The organism is Methylocystis sp., from assembly GCF_046349115.1.
Taxonomy (GTDB): domain Bacteria; phylum Pseudomonadota; class Alphaproteobacteria; order Rhizobiales; family Beijerinckiaceae; genus Methylocystis.
Genome location: NZ_JAXMCX010000002.1, coordinates 1 through 19158, shown reverse-complemented (window position 1 = coordinate 19158; position 19158 = coordinate 1). Strand labels below are relative to the sequence as shown.

General features: G+C 59.7%; 22 protein-coding genes. 16 read left to right on the top strand and 6 right to left on the bottom strand.

All coding sequences use genetic code 11. From position 1 onward, the window contains the following. Positions 1 to 69: 69 nt before the first annotated feature. From ftsH to U1E20_RS05820, 4 genes are all read left to right on the top strand, one after another. The gene (ftsH, locus tag U1E20_RS05835; RefSeq protein WP_409980355.1) at positions 70 to 1986 is read left to right on the top strand and encodes an ATP-dependent zinc metalloprotease FtsH; all 1917 of its coding nucleotides are present in this window, start codon (positions 70 to 72) and stop codon (positions 1984 to 1986) included. Positions 1987 to 2196: 210 nt separating this feature from the next. Next, on the top strand, positions 2197 to 2967 hold the full coding sequence (gene amoC, locus U1E20_RS05830) for a bacterial ammonia monooxygenase, subunit AmoC (RefSeq protein WP_409979419.1): 771 nt from the start codon (positions 2197 to 2199) through the stop codon (positions 2965 to 2967). An 84-nt stretch (positions 2968 to 3051) separates the two neighbouring features. Beyond that, on the top strand, positions 3052 to 3177 hold the full coding sequence (locus U1E20_RS05825) for a hypothetical protein (protein ID WP_409979667.1): 126 nt from the start codon (positions 3052 to 3054) through the stop codon (positions 3175 to 3177). A gap of 211 nt (positions 3178 to 3388) precedes the next feature. Then, positions 3389 to 3886, top strand: a complete 498-nt coding sequence (locus U1E20_RS05820) for a DUF1269 domain-containing protein (protein WP_409979666.1) — start codon at positions 3389 to 3391, stop codon at positions 3884 to 3886. A gap of 232 nt (positions 3887 to 4118) precedes the next feature. On the opposite strand, the gene U1E20_RS05815 is transcribed toward U1E20_RS05820, so the two are convergent. Next, positions 4119 to 4784 carry a hypothetical protein gene (locus tag U1E20_RS05815; protein ID WP_409979665.1) on the bottom strand — a complete coding sequence of 222 codons (666 nt, stop codon included), beginning with the start codon at positions 4782 to 4784 and terminating at the stop codon, positions 4119 to 4121. A gap of 331 nt (positions 4785 to 5115) precedes the next feature. On the opposite strand from U1E20_RS05815, the gene U1E20_RS05810 reads away from it, so the two are divergent. From U1E20_RS05810 to U1E20_RS05765, 10 genes are all read left to right on the top strand, one after another. Further along, a complete protein-coding gene (locus U1E20_RS05810) occupies positions 5116 to 6258 on the top strand; it encodes a 4Fe-4S dicluster domain-containing protein (RefSeq protein ID WP_409979664.1) in 1143 nt (380 codons plus the stop codon). Beyond that, a complete protein-coding gene (locus U1E20_RS05805) occupies positions 6255 to 6719 on the top strand; it encodes a cyclic nucleotide-binding domain-containing protein (protein WP_409979663.1) in 465 nt (154 codons plus the stop codon). The genes U1E20_RS05810 and U1E20_RS05805 overlap by 4 nt, the downstream gene beginning before the upstream one ends. A 37-nt stretch (positions 6720 to 6756) precedes the next feature. After that, complete coding sequence (locus U1E20_RS05800; RefSeq protein ID WP_409979662.1) at positions 6757 to 7551, top strand: FAD/NAD(P)-binding protein; 795 nt, start codon at positions 6757 to 6759, stop codon at positions 7549 to 7551. A 1-nt stretch (position 7552) separates the two neighbouring features. After that, the gene (locus tag U1E20_RS05795) at positions 7553 to 8329 is read left to right on the top strand and encodes an oxidoreductase (RefSeq protein ID WP_409979661.1); all 777 of its coding nucleotides are present in this window, start codon (positions 7553 to 7555) and stop codon (positions 8327 to 8329) included. Then, the gene (locus U1E20_RS05790; RefSeq protein WP_409979660.1) at positions 8319 to 9611 is read left to right on the top strand and encodes a Ni/Fe hydrogenase subunit alpha; all 1293 of its coding nucleotides are present in this window, start codon (positions 8319 to 8321) and stop codon (positions 9609 to 9611) included. Before U1E20_RS05795 ends, U1E20_RS05790 begins: the two co-directional genes overlap by 11 nt. Then, the gene (locus U1E20_RS05785) at positions 9601 to 10074 is read left to right on the top strand and encodes a hydrogenase maturation protease (protein ID WP_409979659.1); all 474 of its coding nucleotides are present in this window, start codon (positions 9601 to 9603) and stop codon (positions 10072 to 10074) included. Before U1E20_RS05790 ends, U1E20_RS05785 begins: the two co-directional genes overlap by 11 nt. A gap of 354 nt (positions 10075 to 10428) precedes the next feature. Beyond that, positions 10429 to 10560: a hypothetical protein gene (locus tag U1E20_RS05780; protein WP_409979658.1), complete on the top strand. Its 132-nt coding sequence runs from the start codon at positions 10429 to 10431 to the stop codon at positions 10558 to 10560. A 257-nt stretch (positions 10561 to 10817) separates the two neighbouring features. Then, entirely contained in the window at positions 10818 to 11039 is a 222-nt protein-coding gene (locus tag U1E20_RS05775; RefSeq protein ID WP_409979657.1) for a hypothetical protein, read from the top strand. 434 nt (positions 11040 to 11473) lie between these two features. Next, positions 11474 to 12049, top strand: coding sequence for a M15 family metallopeptidase (locus U1E20_RS05770; RefSeq protein ID WP_409979656.1), 576 nt, complete (start codon positions 11474 to 11476; stop codon positions 12047 to 12049). Between the two features lie 924 nt (positions 12050 to 12973). After that, entirely contained in the window at positions 12974 to 13879 is a 906-nt protein-coding gene (locus tag U1E20_RS05765; protein ID WP_409979655.1) for a hypothetical protein, read from the top strand. A 478-nt stretch (positions 13880 to 14357) separates the two neighbouring features. Here the strand turns inward: U1E20_RS05765 and U1E20_RS05760 are convergent, their stop codons facing one another. After that, positions 14358 to 14546 (bottom strand): hypothetical protein, encoded by a 189-nt coding sequence (locus U1E20_RS05760; protein WP_409979654.1) that lies wholly within the window; start codon positions 14544 to 14546, stop codon positions 14358 to 14360. Positions 14547 to 15483: 937 nt separating this feature from the next. On the opposite strand from U1E20_RS05760, the gene U1E20_RS05755 reads away from it, so the two are divergent. After that, positions 15484 to 15972 carry a hypothetical protein gene (locus tag U1E20_RS05755; protein ID WP_409979653.1) on the top strand — a complete coding sequence of 163 codons (489 nt, stop codon included), beginning with the start codon at positions 15484 to 15486 and terminating at the stop codon, positions 15970 to 15972. A 195-nt stretch (positions 15973 to 16167) separates the two neighbouring features. On the opposite strand, the gene U1E20_RS05750 is transcribed toward U1E20_RS05755, so the two are convergent. From U1E20_RS05750 to U1E20_RS05735, 4 genes are all read right to left on the bottom strand, one after another. Then, complete coding sequence (locus tag U1E20_RS05750) at positions 16168 to 16806, bottom strand: cytochrome b/b6 domain-containing protein (protein WP_409979652.1); 639 nt, start codon at positions 16804 to 16806, stop codon at positions 16168 to 16170. 44 nt (positions 16807 to 16850) lie between these two features. Further along, positions 16851 to 17624, bottom strand: coding sequence for a PAS domain-containing protein (locus U1E20_RS05745; RefSeq protein WP_409979651.1), 774 nt, complete (start codon positions 17622 to 17624; stop codon positions 16851 to 16853). 13 nt (positions 17625 to 17637) lie between these two features. Continuing rightward, positions 17638 to 18138: an SRPBCC family protein gene (locus tag U1E20_RS05740; RefSeq protein ID WP_409979650.1), complete on the bottom strand. Its 501-nt coding sequence runs from the start codon at positions 18136 to 18138 to the stop codon at positions 17638 to 17640. A 302-nt stretch (positions 18139 to 18440) separates the two neighbouring features. Then, positions 18441 to 18623 (bottom strand): hypothetical protein, encoded by a 183-nt coding sequence (locus U1E20_RS05735; RefSeq protein ID WP_409979649.1) that lies wholly within the window; start codon positions 18621 to 18623, stop codon positions 18441 to 18443. Between the two features lie 268 nt (positions 18624 to 18891). Here U1E20_RS05735 and U1E20_RS05730 point away from each other — a divergent pair. Further along, positions 18892 to 19158: Arm DNA-binding domain-containing protein (locus U1E20_RS05730; RefSeq protein WP_409979648.1), on the top strand; the 267-nt coding region annotated here is incomplete at its 3' end.

Below are 19158 nucleotides of genomic sequence, written 5' to 3'. Positions count from 1 at the left end.
CTGGCCCAGGATGCACGAAATCTGGCGATGACGCCGGGCGAAGCCCTGGCTCTCGTCATGGAGGTGAAAATGAAGGCGAATTGGAAGAAATATTTGCCTTGGGTCGTCTTCGTCGCGCTCGGCGCCTTGCTGTTCGGGCTGTTTCAACACCAGCAGACCCGCACGCCGGCGCGTGAAATCACCTTCAGCGAACTGCTGGTGCAGATCGACGAAGGCCGCGTCCATGACGTGACGATGTCGGGCAACGAAATCTCCGGCCATTTCAACGACAACCGCTCCTTCACGACCTATGCGCCCAATGATCCGGGCCTCGTGCAGAAGCTTGAGTCGAAGAAGGTGCAGATCAGCGCCAAGCCGGCGAGCGACAGTCCTGGCTGGCTTTCGACCCTGCTGGTCAACGGACTGCCGCTGCTGCTGTTCATCGCCGTGTGGATTTACATGGCGCGGCAGATGCAGGGCGGGGCAGGCGGCCGGGCGATGGGCTTTGGCAAGTCGAAGGCGAAGCTTTTGACCGAGACGCAAGGCCGCGTGACGTTCGAGGACGTGGCCGGCGTCGACGAGGCCAAGGAGGATTTGCAGGAAATCGTCGAATTCCTGCGCGATCCGCAGAAGTTCCAGCGCCTCGGCGGGCGGATTCCGCGCGGCGTGCTGCTCGTCGGACCGCCCGGCACGGGTAAAACCTTGCTCGCCCGCGCCATCGCCGGCGAAGCGGGCGTGCCCTTCTTCTCGATCTCGGGCTCCGACTTCGTCGAAATGTTCGTCGGCGTCGGCGCGTCGCGCGTGCGCGACATGTTCGAACAGGCGAAGAAGAACGCGCCCTGCATCATCTTCGTCGACGAAATCGACGCGGTCGGGCGCCATCGCGGCGCCGGACTTGGCGGCGGCAATGACGAGCGCGAGCAGACGCTCAATCAGCTGCTTGTCGAGATGGACGGCTTCGAGGCGAATGAGGGGATCATCCTGATCGCCGCGACCAACCGTCCGGACGTGCTCGACCCGGCGCTGATGCGTCCGGGCCGTTTCGACCGTCAGATTCAGGTGCCGAACCCGGACTTCATCGGCCGCGAGAAAATCCTCAAGGTTCACGCCCGCAAGGTGCCTCTGGCGCCGGATGTGGATTTGAAGGTGGTGGCGCGCGGCACGCCTGGGTTCTCTGGCGCCGATCTGATGAATCTCGTCAACGAGGCGGCGCTGCTGGCGGCGCGTCGGTCGAAGCGCATCGTCACGAACCAGGAGTTCGAAGACGCGCGCGACAAGATCATGATGGGCGCGGAGCGCCGCACCCTGGTGATGACCGACGAGGAGAAGAAGCTCACCGCCTATCACGAAGGCGGCCATGCGCTGGTGCAACTCTCGGTTCCTGGCGCGATGCCGATTCACAAGGCGACGATCATCCCGCGCGGCAGAGCGCTCGGCATGGTGCAGGGCCTTCCCGAACGCGATCAGATCTCGCAGACATACGAGCAGCTGACCGCGATGCTCGCCATCGCCATGGGCGGCCGCGTCGCCGAGGAGATGATCTTCGGTCACGACAAGGTGACGTCGGGCGCGGCCTCCGACATTCAGCAATGCACCCGCGTGGCGCGGGCGATGGTCACGCAGCTTGGCTTCTCGGACAAGCTCGGCGCCGTCGCCTACGCCAATCCTGAGCAGGAGCAGTTCCTCGGTTATTCGATCGGACGCCAGCAGACGCTTTCCGAAGCCACTCAGCAGACGATCGACGCCGAGGTGCGCCGTCTGGTGCAGGAGGCCTATGACGAAGCAAAGCGCGTCCTGACCGAAAAGCGCGGACAACTCGACACGCTCGCCAATGCGCTGCTCGAATTCGAGACGCTGTCGGGCGATGAAATGAAGGGGTTGCTTGTCGGGAAGCGGCCGGTGCGCGACGAGTCGACGACGCCACCGCCGCCGCGCGGCTCCGCGGTTCCGACCACGGGACAAAAGCCGGAGCCGGACGTCGGCGGCATGGAGCCTCAGCCGGTCTAAATCCGGCGATCCAAAGCCAAGGCCCGGCGTTCGCGCCGGGCCTTTTTGTTGCGGCGCGATGAGCGAGCCGCGCTCGGGCGCTCCATTTGGCGGATTCTGCGCCCAGCTTGGCGACAAAGTCGCTATTTCCGACGCGAGGCGGCGCGCTAAAATGCAACCAGCCTCGAAGAAGCGTCTCTTCGAGCCAATGTCGATGGAGGAATACCTATTATGAGCTCGACGACTGACACAGCGGCCCGGGCGGCTGCTGGCTCGGAAGCTGTAGTAGACCTTAAGGGCATGTGGATTGGCCTTGCGGTTCTGAACGGCTTTTATCTTGTGGTCCGGATTTACGAGCAGATTTTTGGCTGGCGCGCCGGCCTTGATTCGTTTGCTCCGGAATTCCAGACCTACTGGATGGCGATTCTTTGGACGGAGATTCCGCTTGAGCTGATCTCTGGCATTGGCCTTGCGGGCTTTTTGTGGAAGACGCGCACGCGCGACTTCTCGACGCTGACGGCGCGCGAAGAGATGCGCCGGATTGTTGTCGAAATCCAGTGGCTGGTTGTTTACGCCGCGGCCATTTACTGGGGCGCGTCGTTCTTCACCGAGCAGGACGGCACCTGGCACATGACGGTGATTCGCGACACGGACTTCACGCCGTCGCACATCATCGAGTTCTACATGAGCTACCCGATCTATTCGGTGATCGCGGTTGGCGGCTTCTTCTATGCGAAGACTCGTCTGCCGTATTTCGCGAAGGGCTATTCGGTGGCGTATCTGATCGTGGCGATTGGCCCGTTCATGATCATCCCGAACGTCGGCCTGAATGAGTGGGGCCACACGTTCTGGTTCATGGAAGAACTGTTCGTTGCGCCGCTTCATTGGGGCTTCGTGTTCTTTGGCTGGATGGCGCTTGGCGTGTTCGGCGTCGTGCTTCAGCTGCTGAGCTGCATTGGCCGCCTGATCGGCAAGGAAGGCGTCGCCCTCCTGACCGAGTAATCGGCTGAACGAATGAGACATGGCGCCGCCCGCCCTGGGGCGGGCGGCGTCGCCAAAAACAAAAATCCATCCGGGAGAGGCTCCATGGTTGTCGCCATGCTGCTGATTGCCGCGGCGCTCTCGCCGCTCTGCTTCCTCTATGCTGCGCCGCGTCGCGTCCCGCATCGCGTCCGCGCCGAGGTGGTGCGACCGCGTCGTCGCCAGGATTGACGTTCGTCGCTAAATAAGACTGCCATTCGTCGACAAAGTCGGAGAGCCGGCGTCGGCTCAAGGCATTGCGGCCGGCGCCGGCTGTTCGCGCCGCCCCAGCGGCGATTGGCCTCGCGAAGAACGAGCCGCGCCGCATTGTCTTGAGCTATTCACTGAACTAGATCGTCAATGGCGCCGCGCCGCGATCCTGCGCGCGAAATAGGAGAGCCAGATGAATGATCTTCTCGTGATTGCGTTTTCTTCGGAAGAAAAAGCCGAGGAAGTTCGGCAGAAGCTCTTCACCATGCAGAAGGAATATCTGATCGAGCTCGGCGACGCGGTCGTCGCGGTCAAGAACGCGGACGGGGCGGTGAAGCTCAATCAGCTCTTCAACACCACGGCGCTTGGCGGAGTCTCCGGCGCGTTCTGGGGCGCTCTGATCGGATTGATCTTCATGATGCCGCTCGCCGGCGCGGCGATCGGCGCCGGCGCTGGCGCCGTGTCCGGGGCGCTGACCGATTTCGGCATCGACGATAAATTCATGAAGGACGTGGCCGCCGCGATCCCGCCCGGCGGCGCAGCCCTGTTCCTGCTCGTGCGCAAGATGACGACCGACAAGGTGCTCGAAGGCTTGAAAGGCGTTGGCGGCGTGGTGCTGCGGACTTCGTTCGACAAATCGAAGGACGAGGCGATCCGCGCCGCGCTCGCCGCGCAACCGGCCTCCGCCTAGATCGCGTCGCCTTTGGGCCGAATTAAAACATGCGCCCGACGAAACGTCGGCGCAGGTTTTATGCGAATTCCGGCTGGTCGGTTCCCTTGGCCCGTATCGTTCCCGGCAGGCCGAAGGCCTGACCGGGAATCCAGCACCACTCCAAGAACGCTGGTTTTGCTCTGGATTCCCGATCGCGCGCGTTGCGCGCGTCGGAAATGACAGCGGAGCGGATCAACGGATTTCTTGGCGTTCAGGCGATATCGTCTTCGGCGGCTTTGGTTTGTCGGCGATGCGCATGCATCGTGATGTAGATGCTCGCGGCGACGAAGCCGACGCCGAGGACCGAGACGAGTATGAACAGCGACGAGCGCTGAATAATCGCCACCAAGGGGACGAAGAGTCCGAGAAGGATTCCGACGACGCAGATTTGCCAAGCGGCGGCGTGGACGCCGGCGACGAAGGTCGCGACGGCGAGCAGCACCATCAGATTGAGGCCGGCGGCGTTGACGTCAATCAGCTGGCGCAGCGGCGGCGAATAGATCAGCCACATGCCAAAGAGAAACGCCGCCCAGTGCAGGATTTGCGTCCAGACGAGCCGCGTGCGTTCATGTCTCGTTTCAGCATGTCGCCATCCGACGTAAATGCAGATCGCGCAATAGACCGGCGTCAGGAACTCCCAATATAAGGCGACCGGTTGTCCGGTGAAGGTGACAATGCCGATGCCGAGCACTGCCGTCGAGAGCATGACGATATAGGGCAGATCGATTTTGAGGACGTCGAGGAAGAGAACTTCCGCCGGCTGGGTCCTGATCTCCTCGAAACCATGTTCGAGCGTCTCGATGCCATGCCCGATCGTCGTCGCCCAATTGTCTTCGTGCGGCGGCGTCGGTTCGGCCGGGTCGGAGCTATTCGACATGAGCATTCCTCGCTGGTTCGGGCGCGAAAGACGTTGCGGCGCCTTCGCCTTGCGCTTCGCGCCTGTTGGCCGAATTTGGAGGCCAAGATAGTTCGTGCTCGGGAAGCGGGCAACCGGCGCGCCGCGAATTCGGCGCTTCTGCTCTCATGCAGCGCCGCCAGGGCGCCGCGGCAGGCGTCGCCGCGACGCGAAAAAGCATGCGGACTTCGGCGACGCTCTTGTCATGGCGGCGTCACATAGGCGCCGGCAAAGGCTATTTGCCGCAGACAAAATCCCAATTGGCCAAATATATCTTGAGTGGCGCGCCAAGCGAGCGCGGCAGGAGCGGATCGTGACCCAGATTGACGGCAAGACGGCGATCGTAACGGTCGAAGGATTGCAGGCCTTGCTGCAGACGATCCAGTCGCGCGGCTATCGCGCCATCGCGCCCACCGTGCAAAATCAGGCGATCGTTTACGACGACATCGAATCGATCGACGATCTGCCGCGCGGATGGGCGGATGAGCAGGACGGCGGCCGCTACAGGCTGGCGCGCCGCGACGACGACGCCTTGTTTGGATATTCGGTCGGGCCGCAGTCGTGGAAGAAATTTCTCCATGCGCCGAAGCTGCGGCTTTGGACGGCGGAGCGTCGCGGCGACGATATCAGCGTCGCGCCCGAGGCGCAGCCCGACGACCGACTGGCCTTCATCGGCGTTCGCGCCTGCGAAATCCGCGCGATTGAAATTCAGGATCGGACGCTCATAGGCGATCTTTACGTCGATCCGCACTACCAGGCGTTGCGCGCGCGCGCGCTGATCGTCGCGGTCAACTGCGGCGAGGCGGGGGGCACGTGCTTTTGCGCCTCGATGCAGGCCGGCCCGCGCGTCGAGAGGGGCTTCGACATTGCGCTGACTGAACTGCTTGACGGCGGCGAACATATTTTTCTCGTCGAGACCGGCAGCGACGAAGGGCGCGCGCTCGTCGCGCAGATTCCGCATCGCGCCGCTTCCGATCGCGAGATCGAAGCCGCCAAAGCTTTGATCGAACGAACCGCTTCCTCGATGGGTCGCGACATGCGTTCGGATGATCTCAACGAACTGCTGACGAAAAATCTCGAACATCCGCGCTGGGACGAGGTGGCGACGCGCTGTCTCGCCTGCGCCAATTGCACGCTGGTCTGTCCGACCTGTTTCTGCACGTCGGTCGAAGACGTATCCGATCTCTCCGGCGAGCGCGCCGAACGCTGGCGTCGCTGGGATTCATGCTTCACCATGGACTTTTCCTATATCCACGGCGGCAGCGTGCGCGCCAGCGCGAAATCGCGCTACCGCCAATGGATGACCCACAAGCTTGCGACCTGGATCGACCAATTCGGCTCTTCTGGCTGCGTCGGTTGTGGCCGCTGCATCACCTGGTGTCCGGTAGGCATCGACATTACCGAGGAGGTCCGCGCTATTCGCGGACATGACGCCTCGGCCGAGGAGCCGCGATGAAGGACATTGCCGATCTGCTTCGTCATCATCCCTTCGCCGAGGGGCTGGATGACGACACGCTGGCGCTCGTCGCCGGTTGCGCGAAGAACGTCGTGCTGCAACAGGGAGAATATTTTTTTCGCGAAGGCGCCGCCGCCGACTCCTTCTTTCTCGTGCGGCATGGCGCCGTGGCGCTCGAAACTTTCATGCCCGGGCGCGGAACTTTCGCGTTTCTCACCATCAAGAGCGGAGAGATACTCGGCTCCGACTGGCTCATTCCGCCCTATCGCTCGTCATTCGACGCGCGCGCCGTCGAACTGACCCGCGCCATCGCTTTCGATGCCAAGTGTCTGCGCGGCAAATGCGAGGCGGATCCGCGCGTCGGCTATGAAATGATGAAGCGCTTCATTCCGCCGCTCGTCAAACGTTTGCAGTCGGCGCGGATGCAGGCGCTCGGGATGTATGATGCCGCAAACGCTTGAAGCCTGCGCGACGCAGCCATATCCGATGGTCCCGCGCATGACGCCCGTGACGCGCTTCATCCGCGAGTCGGAAGACGTGTTCACCTTCGATCTCGCGCCGGAGCGCGCGACGCCCTTCGCGCCGGGACAGTTCAACATGCTCTATGCCTTCGGCGTCGGCGAGATACCGATCAGCATCAGCGGCGACTCGCAGAACCCGGAGCTTCTCACCCATACGATCCGCGCCGTCGGGCCGGTGAGCGCCGCGCTCGGCAAATTGAAGATCGGCGATCGCGTCGGCCTGCGCGGCCCTTTCGGAGTCGGCTGGCCGGTCGACGCCTACAAGGGCTTTGACGTGCTGCTGATCGCCGGCGGAATCGGACTCGCGCCGCTCCGGCCCGTCATCTATTGGCTGTTGCGCCATCGCGCCGCCTATGGCCGCGTCGGCGTTCTCTATGGCGCGCGCGCGCCGGACGATCTCATCTTTCGCAGCGAATTGGAGGAATGGCGGCGAACGCCCGACTTCCAATTGCGCGTGGCGGTGGAGCGCGCCGGACCCGAATGGACGGGCGACGTCGGCTATGTCACGCCCTTGCTGTCGAAGCTGCGTTTCGATCCTGCGGATACTGTCGCGATGATCTGCGGGCCGGAAGTGATGATCCGCGCGAGCGCGCTTGCGCTGGAGGATGCCGGCATTGCCGATTCAAGAATCTTCGTGTCGATGGAGCGCAATATGAAATGCGCGATCGGCCATTGCGGCCACTGCCAATTCGGTCCGCTGTTCATCTGCAAGGACGGGCCGGTGCATCCTTATGACCGAGTGCGCAATTTTCTTGCCTGTCGGGAGCTGTGACGTGACCCGCATTCGACCGAAGCTCGCCCTCTGGAAATTCGCGTCATGCGACGGGTGCCAGCTCAGCCTGCTCGACTGCGAAGACGAACTGCTGGCGATCGCCGGCGAGGTCGAGATTGCGTATTTTCTTGAAGCGACGCGTGCGACAGTCGAAGGCCCTTATGATCTCTCGCTCGTCGAGGGCTCGGTGACGACGCCGCATGACGCCGAGCGCATTCAGGAAATCCGCAAGAAGTCGCGCTTGCTGATGACGATCGGCGCCTGCGCCACCTCGGGCGGCATTCAGGCGCTGCGCAATTTCGCCGACGTGCGGGAATATTTGTCCATCGTCTATGCGCGGCCCGACTATATACAGACGCTCGCCAAATCGACGCCGATCGCCGATCATGTGCAGGTCGATTTCGAACTGCGCGGCTGTCCGATCAGCACCAGGCAGCTCGTAGAGGTGATTTCGGCCTTTCTCGCCGGACGCAAGCCGAAGACGCCGCGGCATAGCGTCTGCGTCGAATGCAAGATCGCCGGCAATCTCTGCGTCATGGTCGGCCATGGGACGCCATGTCTCGGGCCTGTGACTCACGCCGGCTGCGGCGCGATCTGCCCTTCCTACAATCGCGGCTGCTATGGCTGCTACGGGCCGATGGAGACGCCGAACGCGCCGTCGCTTTCTGCGTCGTTGCGCAAGCTCGGCATGGATGATGACGCGCTTAAGCGCGTCTATCGGACCTTCAACGCCAATGCCGACGCCTTCCGGAAGGAAAGCGAACGTCATGACGGTTAGGACGATCAAGGTCGATCAGCTTGCGCGCGTCGAAGGCGAGGGCGCGCTCAGGGTCGTGGCGCGCGACGGAATCGTGCAGTCGGCCGAACTCAATATTTTCGAGCCGCCGCGCTTCTTCGAAGCCTTCTTGCGCGACCGCATGTTCACCGAAGCGCCGGACCTCACCGCGCGCATTTGCGGCATCTGTCCGGTCGCCTATCAGATGAGCGCGGTGCACGCGATGGAGAATGCGCTCGGCGTCGTCGTCGACGGACCTCTGCGCGATCTGCGGCGGCTCATTTATTGCGGCGAATGGATCGAGAGCCATACGCTGCACGTCCATATGCTGCACGCGCCGGATTTTCTCGGCTATGAAGGCGCGATCGAAATGGCGCGAGATCATGGCGACATCGTGCGGCGCGCGCTCAATCTCAAGAAGGCCGGCAATTCTATTATCGCGCTGCTCGGCGGGCGTGAAATTCATCCGATCAATGTCCGCGTCGGCGGCTTTTATCGCACGCCGCGCGAGCGGGAGTTTCAGCCGCTCGCCGAAGAGTTGAAGCGCGCGCGGGAGCTGGCGCTCGCCACCGTGCACTGGACCGCCGGCTTTGATTTCCCCGACGTTGAGCGCGACTATGAATTCGTCGCGCTGCGGGGCGACGGCGAATATCCGTTCAGCCAAGGCCGCATCGCCTCGAGCCGCGGACTCGATATATCGGCCGCGGAATATGACGAATATTTCGAAGAGACGCAGGTCGCGCACTCGACCGCGCTGCACGCGCATTTGAAGGCGCGCGGAGCCTATCTCACCGGCCCCTTGGCGCGCTATGCGCTCAACGCTGCATCTCTCTCGCCGCTGGCGCGCGAGGCGGCGCAAGAAGCCGGACTGGGGACGGTCTGCGCCAATCCATTTCGCAGCATCGTCGTTCGCGCCGTCGAAGTTCTCTATGCCTGCGACGAGGCGCTGAGGATCATTGCGAACTATGAAGAGCCGGAGCGGCCTGCGATCGAGATCGAGCCGCATGCGGCGACGGGCTTTGCGGCGACCGAGGCGCCGCGCGGCATGCTGTATCACCGCTATCGTCTCAATCCCGATGGAAAAATCGCCGACGCGCGCATTGTGCCGCCGACCTCGCAAAATCAGCCGAGCATCGAAGAGGATTTGAAGACGTTCGCGACCGCCTGGCTCGATCTGCCGGACGACGCGCTGCGCCATCGCTGCGAACAGACGATCCGCAATCACGACCCCTGCATTTCCTGCGCGACGCATTTCCTGCGGCTCGAAGTCGATCGTGGCGGATAGAACGCGAGAGCGCCGGCGCATCGTCGCGCTCTGCATCGGCAATCCCCAGCGCGGCGACGATGGCGCGGGCCGCGCAGTCGCACTAACGTTGCGCGCGTCTCTCGACGGCGTCGACATCATCGAGGAAGAGGGCGAGGCGACAAGCGTGCTGGCGCAACTCGAAGGCGCCGACGCCGCCTTCATCGTCGACGCCTGTCTTTCCGGGGCGGCCCCTGGCGAGATACGTCGCTTCGACGTTAGCGCAGCGCCGCTTCCGCAAATGGCCTTTGGCGCGTCGACGCATAGCTTCGGCCTCGCCGAGGCTCTGGAGCTCGCCAGGGCGCTCGGCGTCCTGCCGGCGCGCTGCGTCGTTTACGCGATCGAGGGCGAAAACTTCACGATCGGCGCGACGATGTCGCCGAAGGTCGCGGCGGCGGCCGAGATCGTCGCGGATCGGCTGCGCGCGGAACTTCTCGGGCAATGATCGCGGAGGCGCCACATTCGGCGCGGCGTCAATCTATGGTTAAAAAGCGGTAAGGCGAACCGCGCGACGTTTTCGCAGCTCTTGTCCATGCGGCGCCGATCTTCAGGTTGGCCCTGAATGCTGGATAAATAAGCGTTTTTTGGTCCGGGATGGCGATTCTTGGAGCCACGGCGGAACGGCGACGGCCTGATCGCCCCGCCCATCCGCGCACAAATTTGACGCAAGGCTGAAACTGATCGGCAACATTGCAGCAACCCGCCTGAAACGTCCGCATGGCTAAATGCAGGCTCGCGCTAGCCATCGGCCGCCTTCCACTCCCCGGGATGAGCGGCGCGCCAATAAATGGAGCTGTGAATGCCGCGTCTCGTTTCTTCGACCTTCTCGACGGTTCGCATTCTCGTCAGGCTGCCGATGAACATCGCGCGTCGGATCGCGGCTTCGCCGGACGCGTTCATTGACGCCATCGAACGTTTCGCGAAGCGCTAGTCGCGCGCCCTTGGGCGACATCGCCCAGGGCGGATTTTGTGAACCTATCGAGCGCGCCTCTAAGCGAAGGACTTGGTGAAGGACTTGGCTCCGGTTTTTCGCGCCGGCGCTCTAAGCCTGAGCGTCGGCGCGACAAATATTTCCGAACTTTCACAGACGCTCATGCATCAGTAATTATGTTGGGCCTGCTTGGGGTTGAATGATCCAGCGCGCATCCCAGTTCGATTTGGCGAACGACAATCAACTGGGAGGAAGCAATGCTCAAATTCACGCTAGTGATGGTCGCGACGTTCCTGGCTTTGGCGACATCCGCTCAGGCTCAGCGAGTCGGCGCGCTTCCTTACGACGGCGATATCCAGGCCTATGGCGGGCCCTGGCGCTATCAGCATCGGGATTGGAGCAGTCCCGGACATCCGCACGATCCAGGCGTGTGCTACTACTGGAACGATCATATGGGCCTGTGGGAATGGCGCTGCTGAAATAGCGCGCATAAACTCGCTGATACGAATTCCGGCTGATCGCTTCGCTTGGGCTGTGTCATTTTCGGCAGGCCGAAGGCCTGACCGGGAATCCAGGGCCAATCCGAGAATGCTGGTTTTGCTCTGGATCGCCGATCGCACTTCCGCGTCGGGGTCGGGAATGACAGCCGAGCGGATCAAACGGAAATCGTATGAGACGCTAAAAACGCCCCGCCGCGTCGCCGCAGTCGGGGCGTTTATGTTATTAGATTGAAAGGCGCCGTTAAACGCCGCCAATATTGTCGTTTATGAATCCTTAGAGCCGTCAAAACGCGCGCATGTCGACCGTATTGTCCGCATATCGAAAGGCTCGAATTCGCAATCTGCGCGCGCTGCGAGCGGTTGCGCTTTTGTCTTTGCTTCTTGCGAACGCAGCGCATGCGCGGGGCGCCAAGGTGACCGCTGAGCCGATACCGGACACGGTCTGGGCTTATATGCAGGGGAGATCGTGGCGCGCGGAGCTGCCCTGTCCGAGACGGGACGAGCTGATTCTCTTGCGCGTCCCTTATCTCGATTTCGACGGCAATGCGCAGACCGGCGCGCTGATCGTCGCGAGAAGCGTCGCCAAGGCGGTCGCCGCCGCCTTTCAGGAAATCTACGACAGCGGCAAATTTCGAATCTATCGAATGTCGCTGATCGATGAATTTGGCGGCGATGACGCGCGATCGATGGCGGCGAACAACACCAGCGCCTTCAACTGCCGAACCACCGATCGCGGCGCGATGTCGCGACACGCCTATGGCATGGCGGTGGACATTAATCCTGTCCAAAATCCCTATCGGGAGGGAAATCTGACCGAGCCGGAAGCCGGACGCGCCTATGACGCGCCCGAGAAGCGCAGGCGAGATATCGTCGGGATCATCGTCGACGGGGACGTCGTGACCAGGGCCTTCTCACGGCAAGGCTGGCGTTGGGGCGGACATTGGAAAAGAAGCGTCGACTATCAGCATTTTTCCAATGATGGTCACTGACTGAGGAAGCAGGGGAAACGACCAGCGATTGAATCGCCAGGAAATATTGAGCGAATCTGTGAAGTTAAGGTCCCCCATGGCAGTGCCGAATGAGGAGCGTCGCGAACGGCGACAAATCCGGATGCCTAGGTGGGGCCGTATGCCGGCCACAATCACGGCCGTTAATCGAGATAGAGGAGCGACACTCCATCTTTGAAGGCGAGGCATGGGCTTTCTACGAGCGCCATCATCTATCGGGCGTGCGCCCAGAAAAAAAGAGATCGCTCTGGTTTGGGCGAATGCGGTCGCCGCCGGTCCTCGCAGGCTGTTCGGCGAGTTGGCGCGCTTGGCGAGGGCCAACCGGATTTTTGCCTTCTCCGAGATTTCGAAGGGACTCGCGATACTCATCATCGGCGACATGGTGATCGCGGACGGAGTCGGCGAATTTGTATGCATGGCGGCGTTGACCTTCGATGCGATGCCATCGTTACGATTGCTGTCATTGGCGCCAAGCCATTAAGCAGAATCGCCTTGCTCATCATGAGCGTCGCGACCCTCCGCGGCTCGATGCCGGGAAAAGCCGACGCCGCGGCCACGCCTTGGCGGCCGATGCGTGCAGAATTCCTGAGCTGTTGAGAAAACGGGTCGGAGCGATAGGCGAAGGCGTGCTTGCCGAATTTGCATGTGATTTCAATCCATTTCGATCCGATCGCCGTTGAACCTTCGCGTTCAAGCCATGCAGCGCGGCGTTTGCCAAAGTCTGTATGATCCTGCTCGACGGCGTTCCCAAGACAGGCATGCGGCGTCGACGATAGGCGGACAAGCAAGAAATTGACTCCGTCATTTGATGTGACGAAAAGCGCGTCGAATTGATTGAGCGAATCGCACTGTGCGTGCGAGACAAATGGGAAGATTTTTTCGAATCGGCCGCAAAGGAGCGTCGCAATGACTGCAGGACCTCAGGGCGCTTCGGATCTTTCAGCAGGGATGCCGGCGCAAGCCGGAACGCCGGACGATCCAATCGCCAAACTGAATTTGACGTTCCGTTCGCTATACGGCGCCAACCGCGAACAGGTTCTGGCCGAAACCCCGCTCGCCGCGCTGACTCTCATCGGCACGGGAGAAATCTGGCGCGTCGAACATGGCGAGCTGACGAAATGCTATCGGCCGGATCAAATGCTGCCGAAGATCAAGGGATTGATGCACGCCGTGCTAGGCGCTCATGGCGCCTGGAGCCTGTCGCTGCGGGGCTGGGATTCGACCGCGGCATTGCAGGCGGCAAGGCAGCTGAATGACGCATTGGGCGAGGCGCTCGAAAGCGCGTCGGCGGAGCTGCCCGTTGACCTGGCTAACCCTGCGCGAGATGTTCTTACTGAGCTAAAGCGCCTCTCCGATGGGTGGCTGTCAGGGCGCCATACGACAGCGGACGAATTTCCGTTAGCTCTCAAGAGAGTCAATCCGCAACTCGAACGGGCCATCGCACTCGTCGGTCAGGCCGTTTACGGCGCGCTGAGGGACGGATTCGAAGCGCTTCGAAACGAGAGCAATCCGAGCGACTGGGCGCGGTGCTATGTCGGCGTTTGCGGTCCCGGACAAGGCCGCCGCGACAATATCGAGATTGCCGCGGCGATGTCGGTCATGGGCCACGAAGCTGTGGGGATAAGGCTGCTCTATCTCGAAAACGCCCTGACGCTCGCCGATGGGCTGAGGTTCTTGGCGGCTGCGTTGGTTGAGCGCGATCTCGGCCAGGCGGTCTTCAACGATCAATATCGCATGTGGCGCGACCTCTTGGCCGATGCGGCGATCGAACATGCCGGCGGCGGGTTTTTCCCGCAAATGGGGCCGGGGTGACTGGTCGTGGAGGCGCTGGGCTTTTCTAATGTATTGAGAAGATTGGTCGGAGCGAGAGGATTCGAACCTCCGACCCCCTCGTCCCAAACGAGATATGCTTTCTGAATAGCGCGTATTTGCAATGAGTTCTGATACCGTTCGCCACTGACTGCCCGCGTTCAGTTCCGCTCAATCAGTGGCCAATCAGTGGCCACTTCATGCCCGAACCGGACTTTGGAGGCTCAGGCGACGACACTGGTCACCACCAGGAACGCAGCGTCGCGGCGCCGGCATAGGTTTGTACGCAGCCGACGCACTCATCTAAACCCGCGCATTGGTAGCTGAGTGTACTGAGGGCGGTCCACAATCGGATGCCGCCTCCTGCGCCAAGGTAACGGGCTTGCCTGCAACAGACGACCGAATGCCCGATTAACCCGTCGTCAATTCGTCGCGGCTGACCCAGCCCGCATTTGCACAGGATGCCGGCGTCGCTCCAGTATCAACGATCGAAATATTCGCTCGACAGGTAGGCGGCTGGCGGCATGCACTCCATGACATGGCGCATCCAGTCGAGGTTGAATCCGCCGGGTTGAGTGTAGGAGAGGTCGATCCCAAGCATGCGCGCGGGCCAGTCGGTTATCGACAGCAGCCTTTTCGGTGACGCATCGACCGACCCGAAGCCGTGCATTCGGAATTCGCAGAGCTATTCAGGGCATCTCAATATTGCCTCGCCATCCAGCCAGTACGGCGGCCTGGGTGATCGTTTGCTCACCAGTTCCCGTCGCGCCATGCCGCGGACATTCTGTGCCCGACCAACCGCAAATTCTGATCCGGGCGATCATTTGATCAACGAACCATTTGGCAGGAGAGACTGCCTGAGCCTCACTGCCTTTGTGCACGCGCGCGTCGGGTGAGCGGGCCCCTAGGCCTGCAGCCTTGTGGCAGAAATCTCCTGCACTTTGGCAAAATCCGTTGCTGCTAGGGATGAGAGAGGCGCCAAATTCAGCGACATGAAATGCGCTGTCAGCGCAAAAGTTCTGGAGGTTGAAATGAGCGAACTGATTATTTGGGCGGGGGCCGCCATACTGGTCGTCGGTCTTCCGATCCTCCTTGCGCGCAATTCAGGAAAGCTCTGAACACGTAAGTACTCTGGCAGGCTGTTGGAAAAACCCAAACCGACTGGTCGAATCCAGAACACAACAGGCGGAAACCGACCCCCAATCGGATTCGCACTGCGACGGAATGGGTTTTTCAGCGGCCTGCTAGGGGCATCGCGTCGCCTAGCAGCAATGGAAAGCTGAGACGAAACTCATAACCACTCAGCAAACTAAAAAGCGTTCATCTGCCGGCGCAAATCGCCGGTTTGCGAGAGAGGTTAGCGATCATGTTGAATATATCGCATGAGCCGAGCACGCTTAGGAAACTCGCCCTTAGAGCCGCTGATTCCATCTACAGTTTGTGTTTCTATTCCGTCGCCGGTTTCACCTTGGCGCTTATCCTGGCCGGGGTTGTTTCCATCGCAGTCGCCAGCAGCGTTGTCGAGGTGCCAGAATTCCATTCAAGGTAAGGCCCGACGAAGAAAATGCTGCGCTAATGACCTGGCGCCTAATCGGAAGGAGTGTGTTGTGATCGATCCAGCGCGATACAAGTTTGCATTCTATGAATCGAAGCTGGCTTCCCTCCTGTCTGTTGCGGTGTTCTCGGCAGCCAGCCTCTCATTTAGCTTCGTGAGAGCTGAGACGCATCCCTTCAGCGCAATCGACGGCCGAGCGGATATAAGACATGCGGCTTCCGATTTGGTCTCTCCGACGGAAGCCAGAAGATTTCGGTCGACCGTTCTTGCGCTCGACTCCACTGTCAGTGATCGTTCCTCGAGAGCGGCTTGCGAGTTGGCAAAGAAGCAGGTCTGTGAAGAACTGGTACAAGACAATATTCTTTGGAGGATCGACGATCCTGAGAATTCCGCCTCGAGACACTGGCAACAAAAGAACCTCGACGACCTGTGCGCATGCACGAGCGATCCTTACGAGACGGTCAATTGCTTCCAGATTCAGGTCAACAATAGCCGCAAGTCTTGGCAGGAAGCGATCGCGACGTGTCGCGCCAAACCCTGAGCAAAAAGACAATCGTGTCCACGGAGCGGTTGAAGTTGACGCTGGAGGATAGGCTGAAGCAAGGCTCCCGTCGCAGAGCCGTTAAGGAAAGGACAAGCGCACAGCCTCTGTCGTAGAAAACGCCGTTCATATTTGACCCACAGCGCACCTGGCGTTCGTCTAAATGGAGCGGGACGTCTAAAATCGGGAAAAGACCTAGGCTTTTGGAGTTGGTCTTCGCAGCGGAGCGCGCAATTTGCCCGTGATCATAGATCGCAACGTAGCCTTGAAAATAAACGCAAGTGGAATATGGACGGCGAGAAATACCACAATTCCAACCATCGCGAAAAAATGCGCCTCGCGCGCAGTGTCATAGCCGCCAAAAAAATTCGTGAGCGTCTGAAACTGGACCGGTTTCCAGATTGCGAGACCGGAGACAACAGCAATGATGAGCATTGCGGCCACAAAAATGTAGAGCGCACGTTGAATCGGATTGTAGACGCCCGGGGTATGAGCAGCCAATGCCGCTAATTCTGATTTCAAATCGCGATAGGCGGCGATGGGTGGGAGCGAGAGAGGGTTTCTCCAAAAATGGCCCGTCATGAGCCCGAAAATAAAATACCCTATGATATTCGCGACGAGCAACCACATCACAGCGAAATGCCAAGCAAGCGCGCCCGCAAGCCATCCGCCGATCGTAAGTTCGGAAGGAATGGTGAAACCGAAAATCGGCGATGCGTTATAGATCTTCCATCCGCTGCCGATCATCGCAAAAACCGCGAATGCATTGATCCAGTGAAAGATGCGCACCCAGAGGGGGTGGACGATCTTGTCATCGTTACGAATGCCGGACATTTGACGCAATTTTCCACAACGGCGACGGAACGAAATGTTGCACCTTAAAAATCTCTCGGAATGATCGTCGTAAAGAAGCTCTCAATTTCTCCGCTCTGCGGGTCAACGATCGCCCATTTAAAAATGTCGAAAACGCGCTCATTGCCGGGAAACGTGACGTCTCGAAGCGCGCCACGCTTATCTGGCCGCTGAACGACGATTTCATCGAGACTTCGAAAAATCGGCGCGACCTTCGGCCCCCATAAGGTATCGTGATCCATATCAATTATATTGTCGCGACCCATACTGAAAGGAACCAAAAACGTACGTATGAATTCGTCGTTGCAATAAATATATCTTCCGCTACGTGCTGAGCGCGCAAACTCCGGGAACGGACGGGGTAATGTGTTCGAATTTAGAAGAGCGAGAGCCCCTTCGTTGGCGCGGTACATGTTAGTTACGTCGTATTGCACTCCTAAGAAATAAACAACCTTACCATCGGCATCAAAAAGTGGTTTTACAACAAGCCTATTCAAAAATAATGTCCCATTTTTGCGATAATTGCGCAATGTTACTTCAACCGCTTCGCATGCTTTTAACGCTTCACGAAGCCTGTCAAGCTCTGGCTGATCGCGATCCATTCCTTGAAGAAAGCGGCAGTTTCGTCCGACGATTTCATCTTGAGTATAACCAGATATGTCTTCAAAAGCTTTATTGGCATAGACAATTGGATTGTCCTCGATGTCTGGATCTGTCAGGGTGACCCCATTCACGCATGAATCAAGTATCTGAGTTAGCACCCTCGGGATTAAGCCGCCGTCTTTCTGCACAATAAACATGCTTTTTCTCCGGTTAAGACAAGGAAGAGCGCTTTGCGCCTGACTCGGTCTCATGCTGCTCCAGTAGCGATGCGATGTTCTGAACAGTTGCTTGAGCGCCTTCGATCAACGCTCGCTCTATCAGCTTGCGAAAAGGTCTCATCGCAAAATCTATTTCTTGAAATTCAAATTGAAAGAATATCGTTGTTTCATTTGAATTTTTCTTGCTGAATTTGTATTCGCCTCTAAAACGATCCGATATCCCCAGGATTTCAAAAGAGTTTGGCGGATCGAGTTTGGATACCTCAAATGTAGATGTCGTTTGAACGCCATTCTCGAGAGTTGTTTGGCGGGCTCTGGCCCCGATGTGAACGACGTCACTGTCAAGCGGAATGACCTCGACAACTTGAGGACACCAACGGGGATAGTTTTCAAAGAATTTTTCTGCGACAAAATCGAACACACGCTCGATAGAGACGCTGGTGTCATGCGCGGCATGGCCTGACACCGATTTCGGCATTCCCAGTTCAAACATTTCGGCTCCTGTAATGCCGAGCGCCTTTACCAGCGAATTTGGTTGGAGATGGGCCATTTAAAACAGCGAAACTCGCCAATCGCGGAGCAAAAGCCGCCGACGCTACAAACCAGCGCCAATTTCCGGCGCATTGTCCGGGTGTTTCGCATAGAAATTTTTAGAGGATGAATTCACGCGGCAAACGATAAATGCCGAACTCCTGTATTCGAAGCCTGAGCAGCGAAGAGCAATAATTTCCGAGACGTTTTGAGAGACGTCTTGCCGCAGCAGGTCGCGTCTCGACTCTTGCAGCGTCTCGACTCTTATTGATGCGCCCGCCGGTCGATCGCTTCGACGGCGCCCTTCTGGTTGTCGGGATGATGGCGCCCGTGGTTGCTCTCAAGCATCTGGACCGTCATCCCGAGATAGCCAGCCGCCTCCCATATCTCGCAGCGGTTCTGCACGAGCCATGTCGCGCCGGCGTGCCGTAACGTGTGCGGTGACACGCCTTCGAGTCCAGAGTCGGCGGCCGATCGCGCGAACGCCCTGTTTCACGCGTTCGTTTCAGTGGCCGCGGACGCGTTCAAATTTCGTAATCTATTGAAAAAACTGGTCGGAGTGAGAGTCCTCTAATCTAGCCTCCCCCGTCATTCCTCATCATGTCAAATATCCCGGTTTGTCTGCGATTAACAGCGACGCTGCCTCTTTACACATCCCAAATCATGCCCCACAATCCCACCCGATTTGTGGGGAAGATTGTGGGGAACCGCAACCATGAGCGGCAGACTGACGGCGCGTAAGGTGCAGACTGCGGATCCAGGCAAGTATGCCGATGGAGGCAACCTCTACCTGTTCGTAGATTCCAACGGGGCGAGGCGCTGGTTTTTCATCTTCAGCTGGAAGGGCCGCCGTCCGGAAATGTCGCTCGGGCGATTTCCCGATGTATCGCTCGCCGAGGCCAGGGAAGGCGCCGTTGCCGCCCGTCGTCTTCTACGCTCTGGCGTCAATCCGATCGAGGCCAGGAGGGCAGGGCAGTCCAGC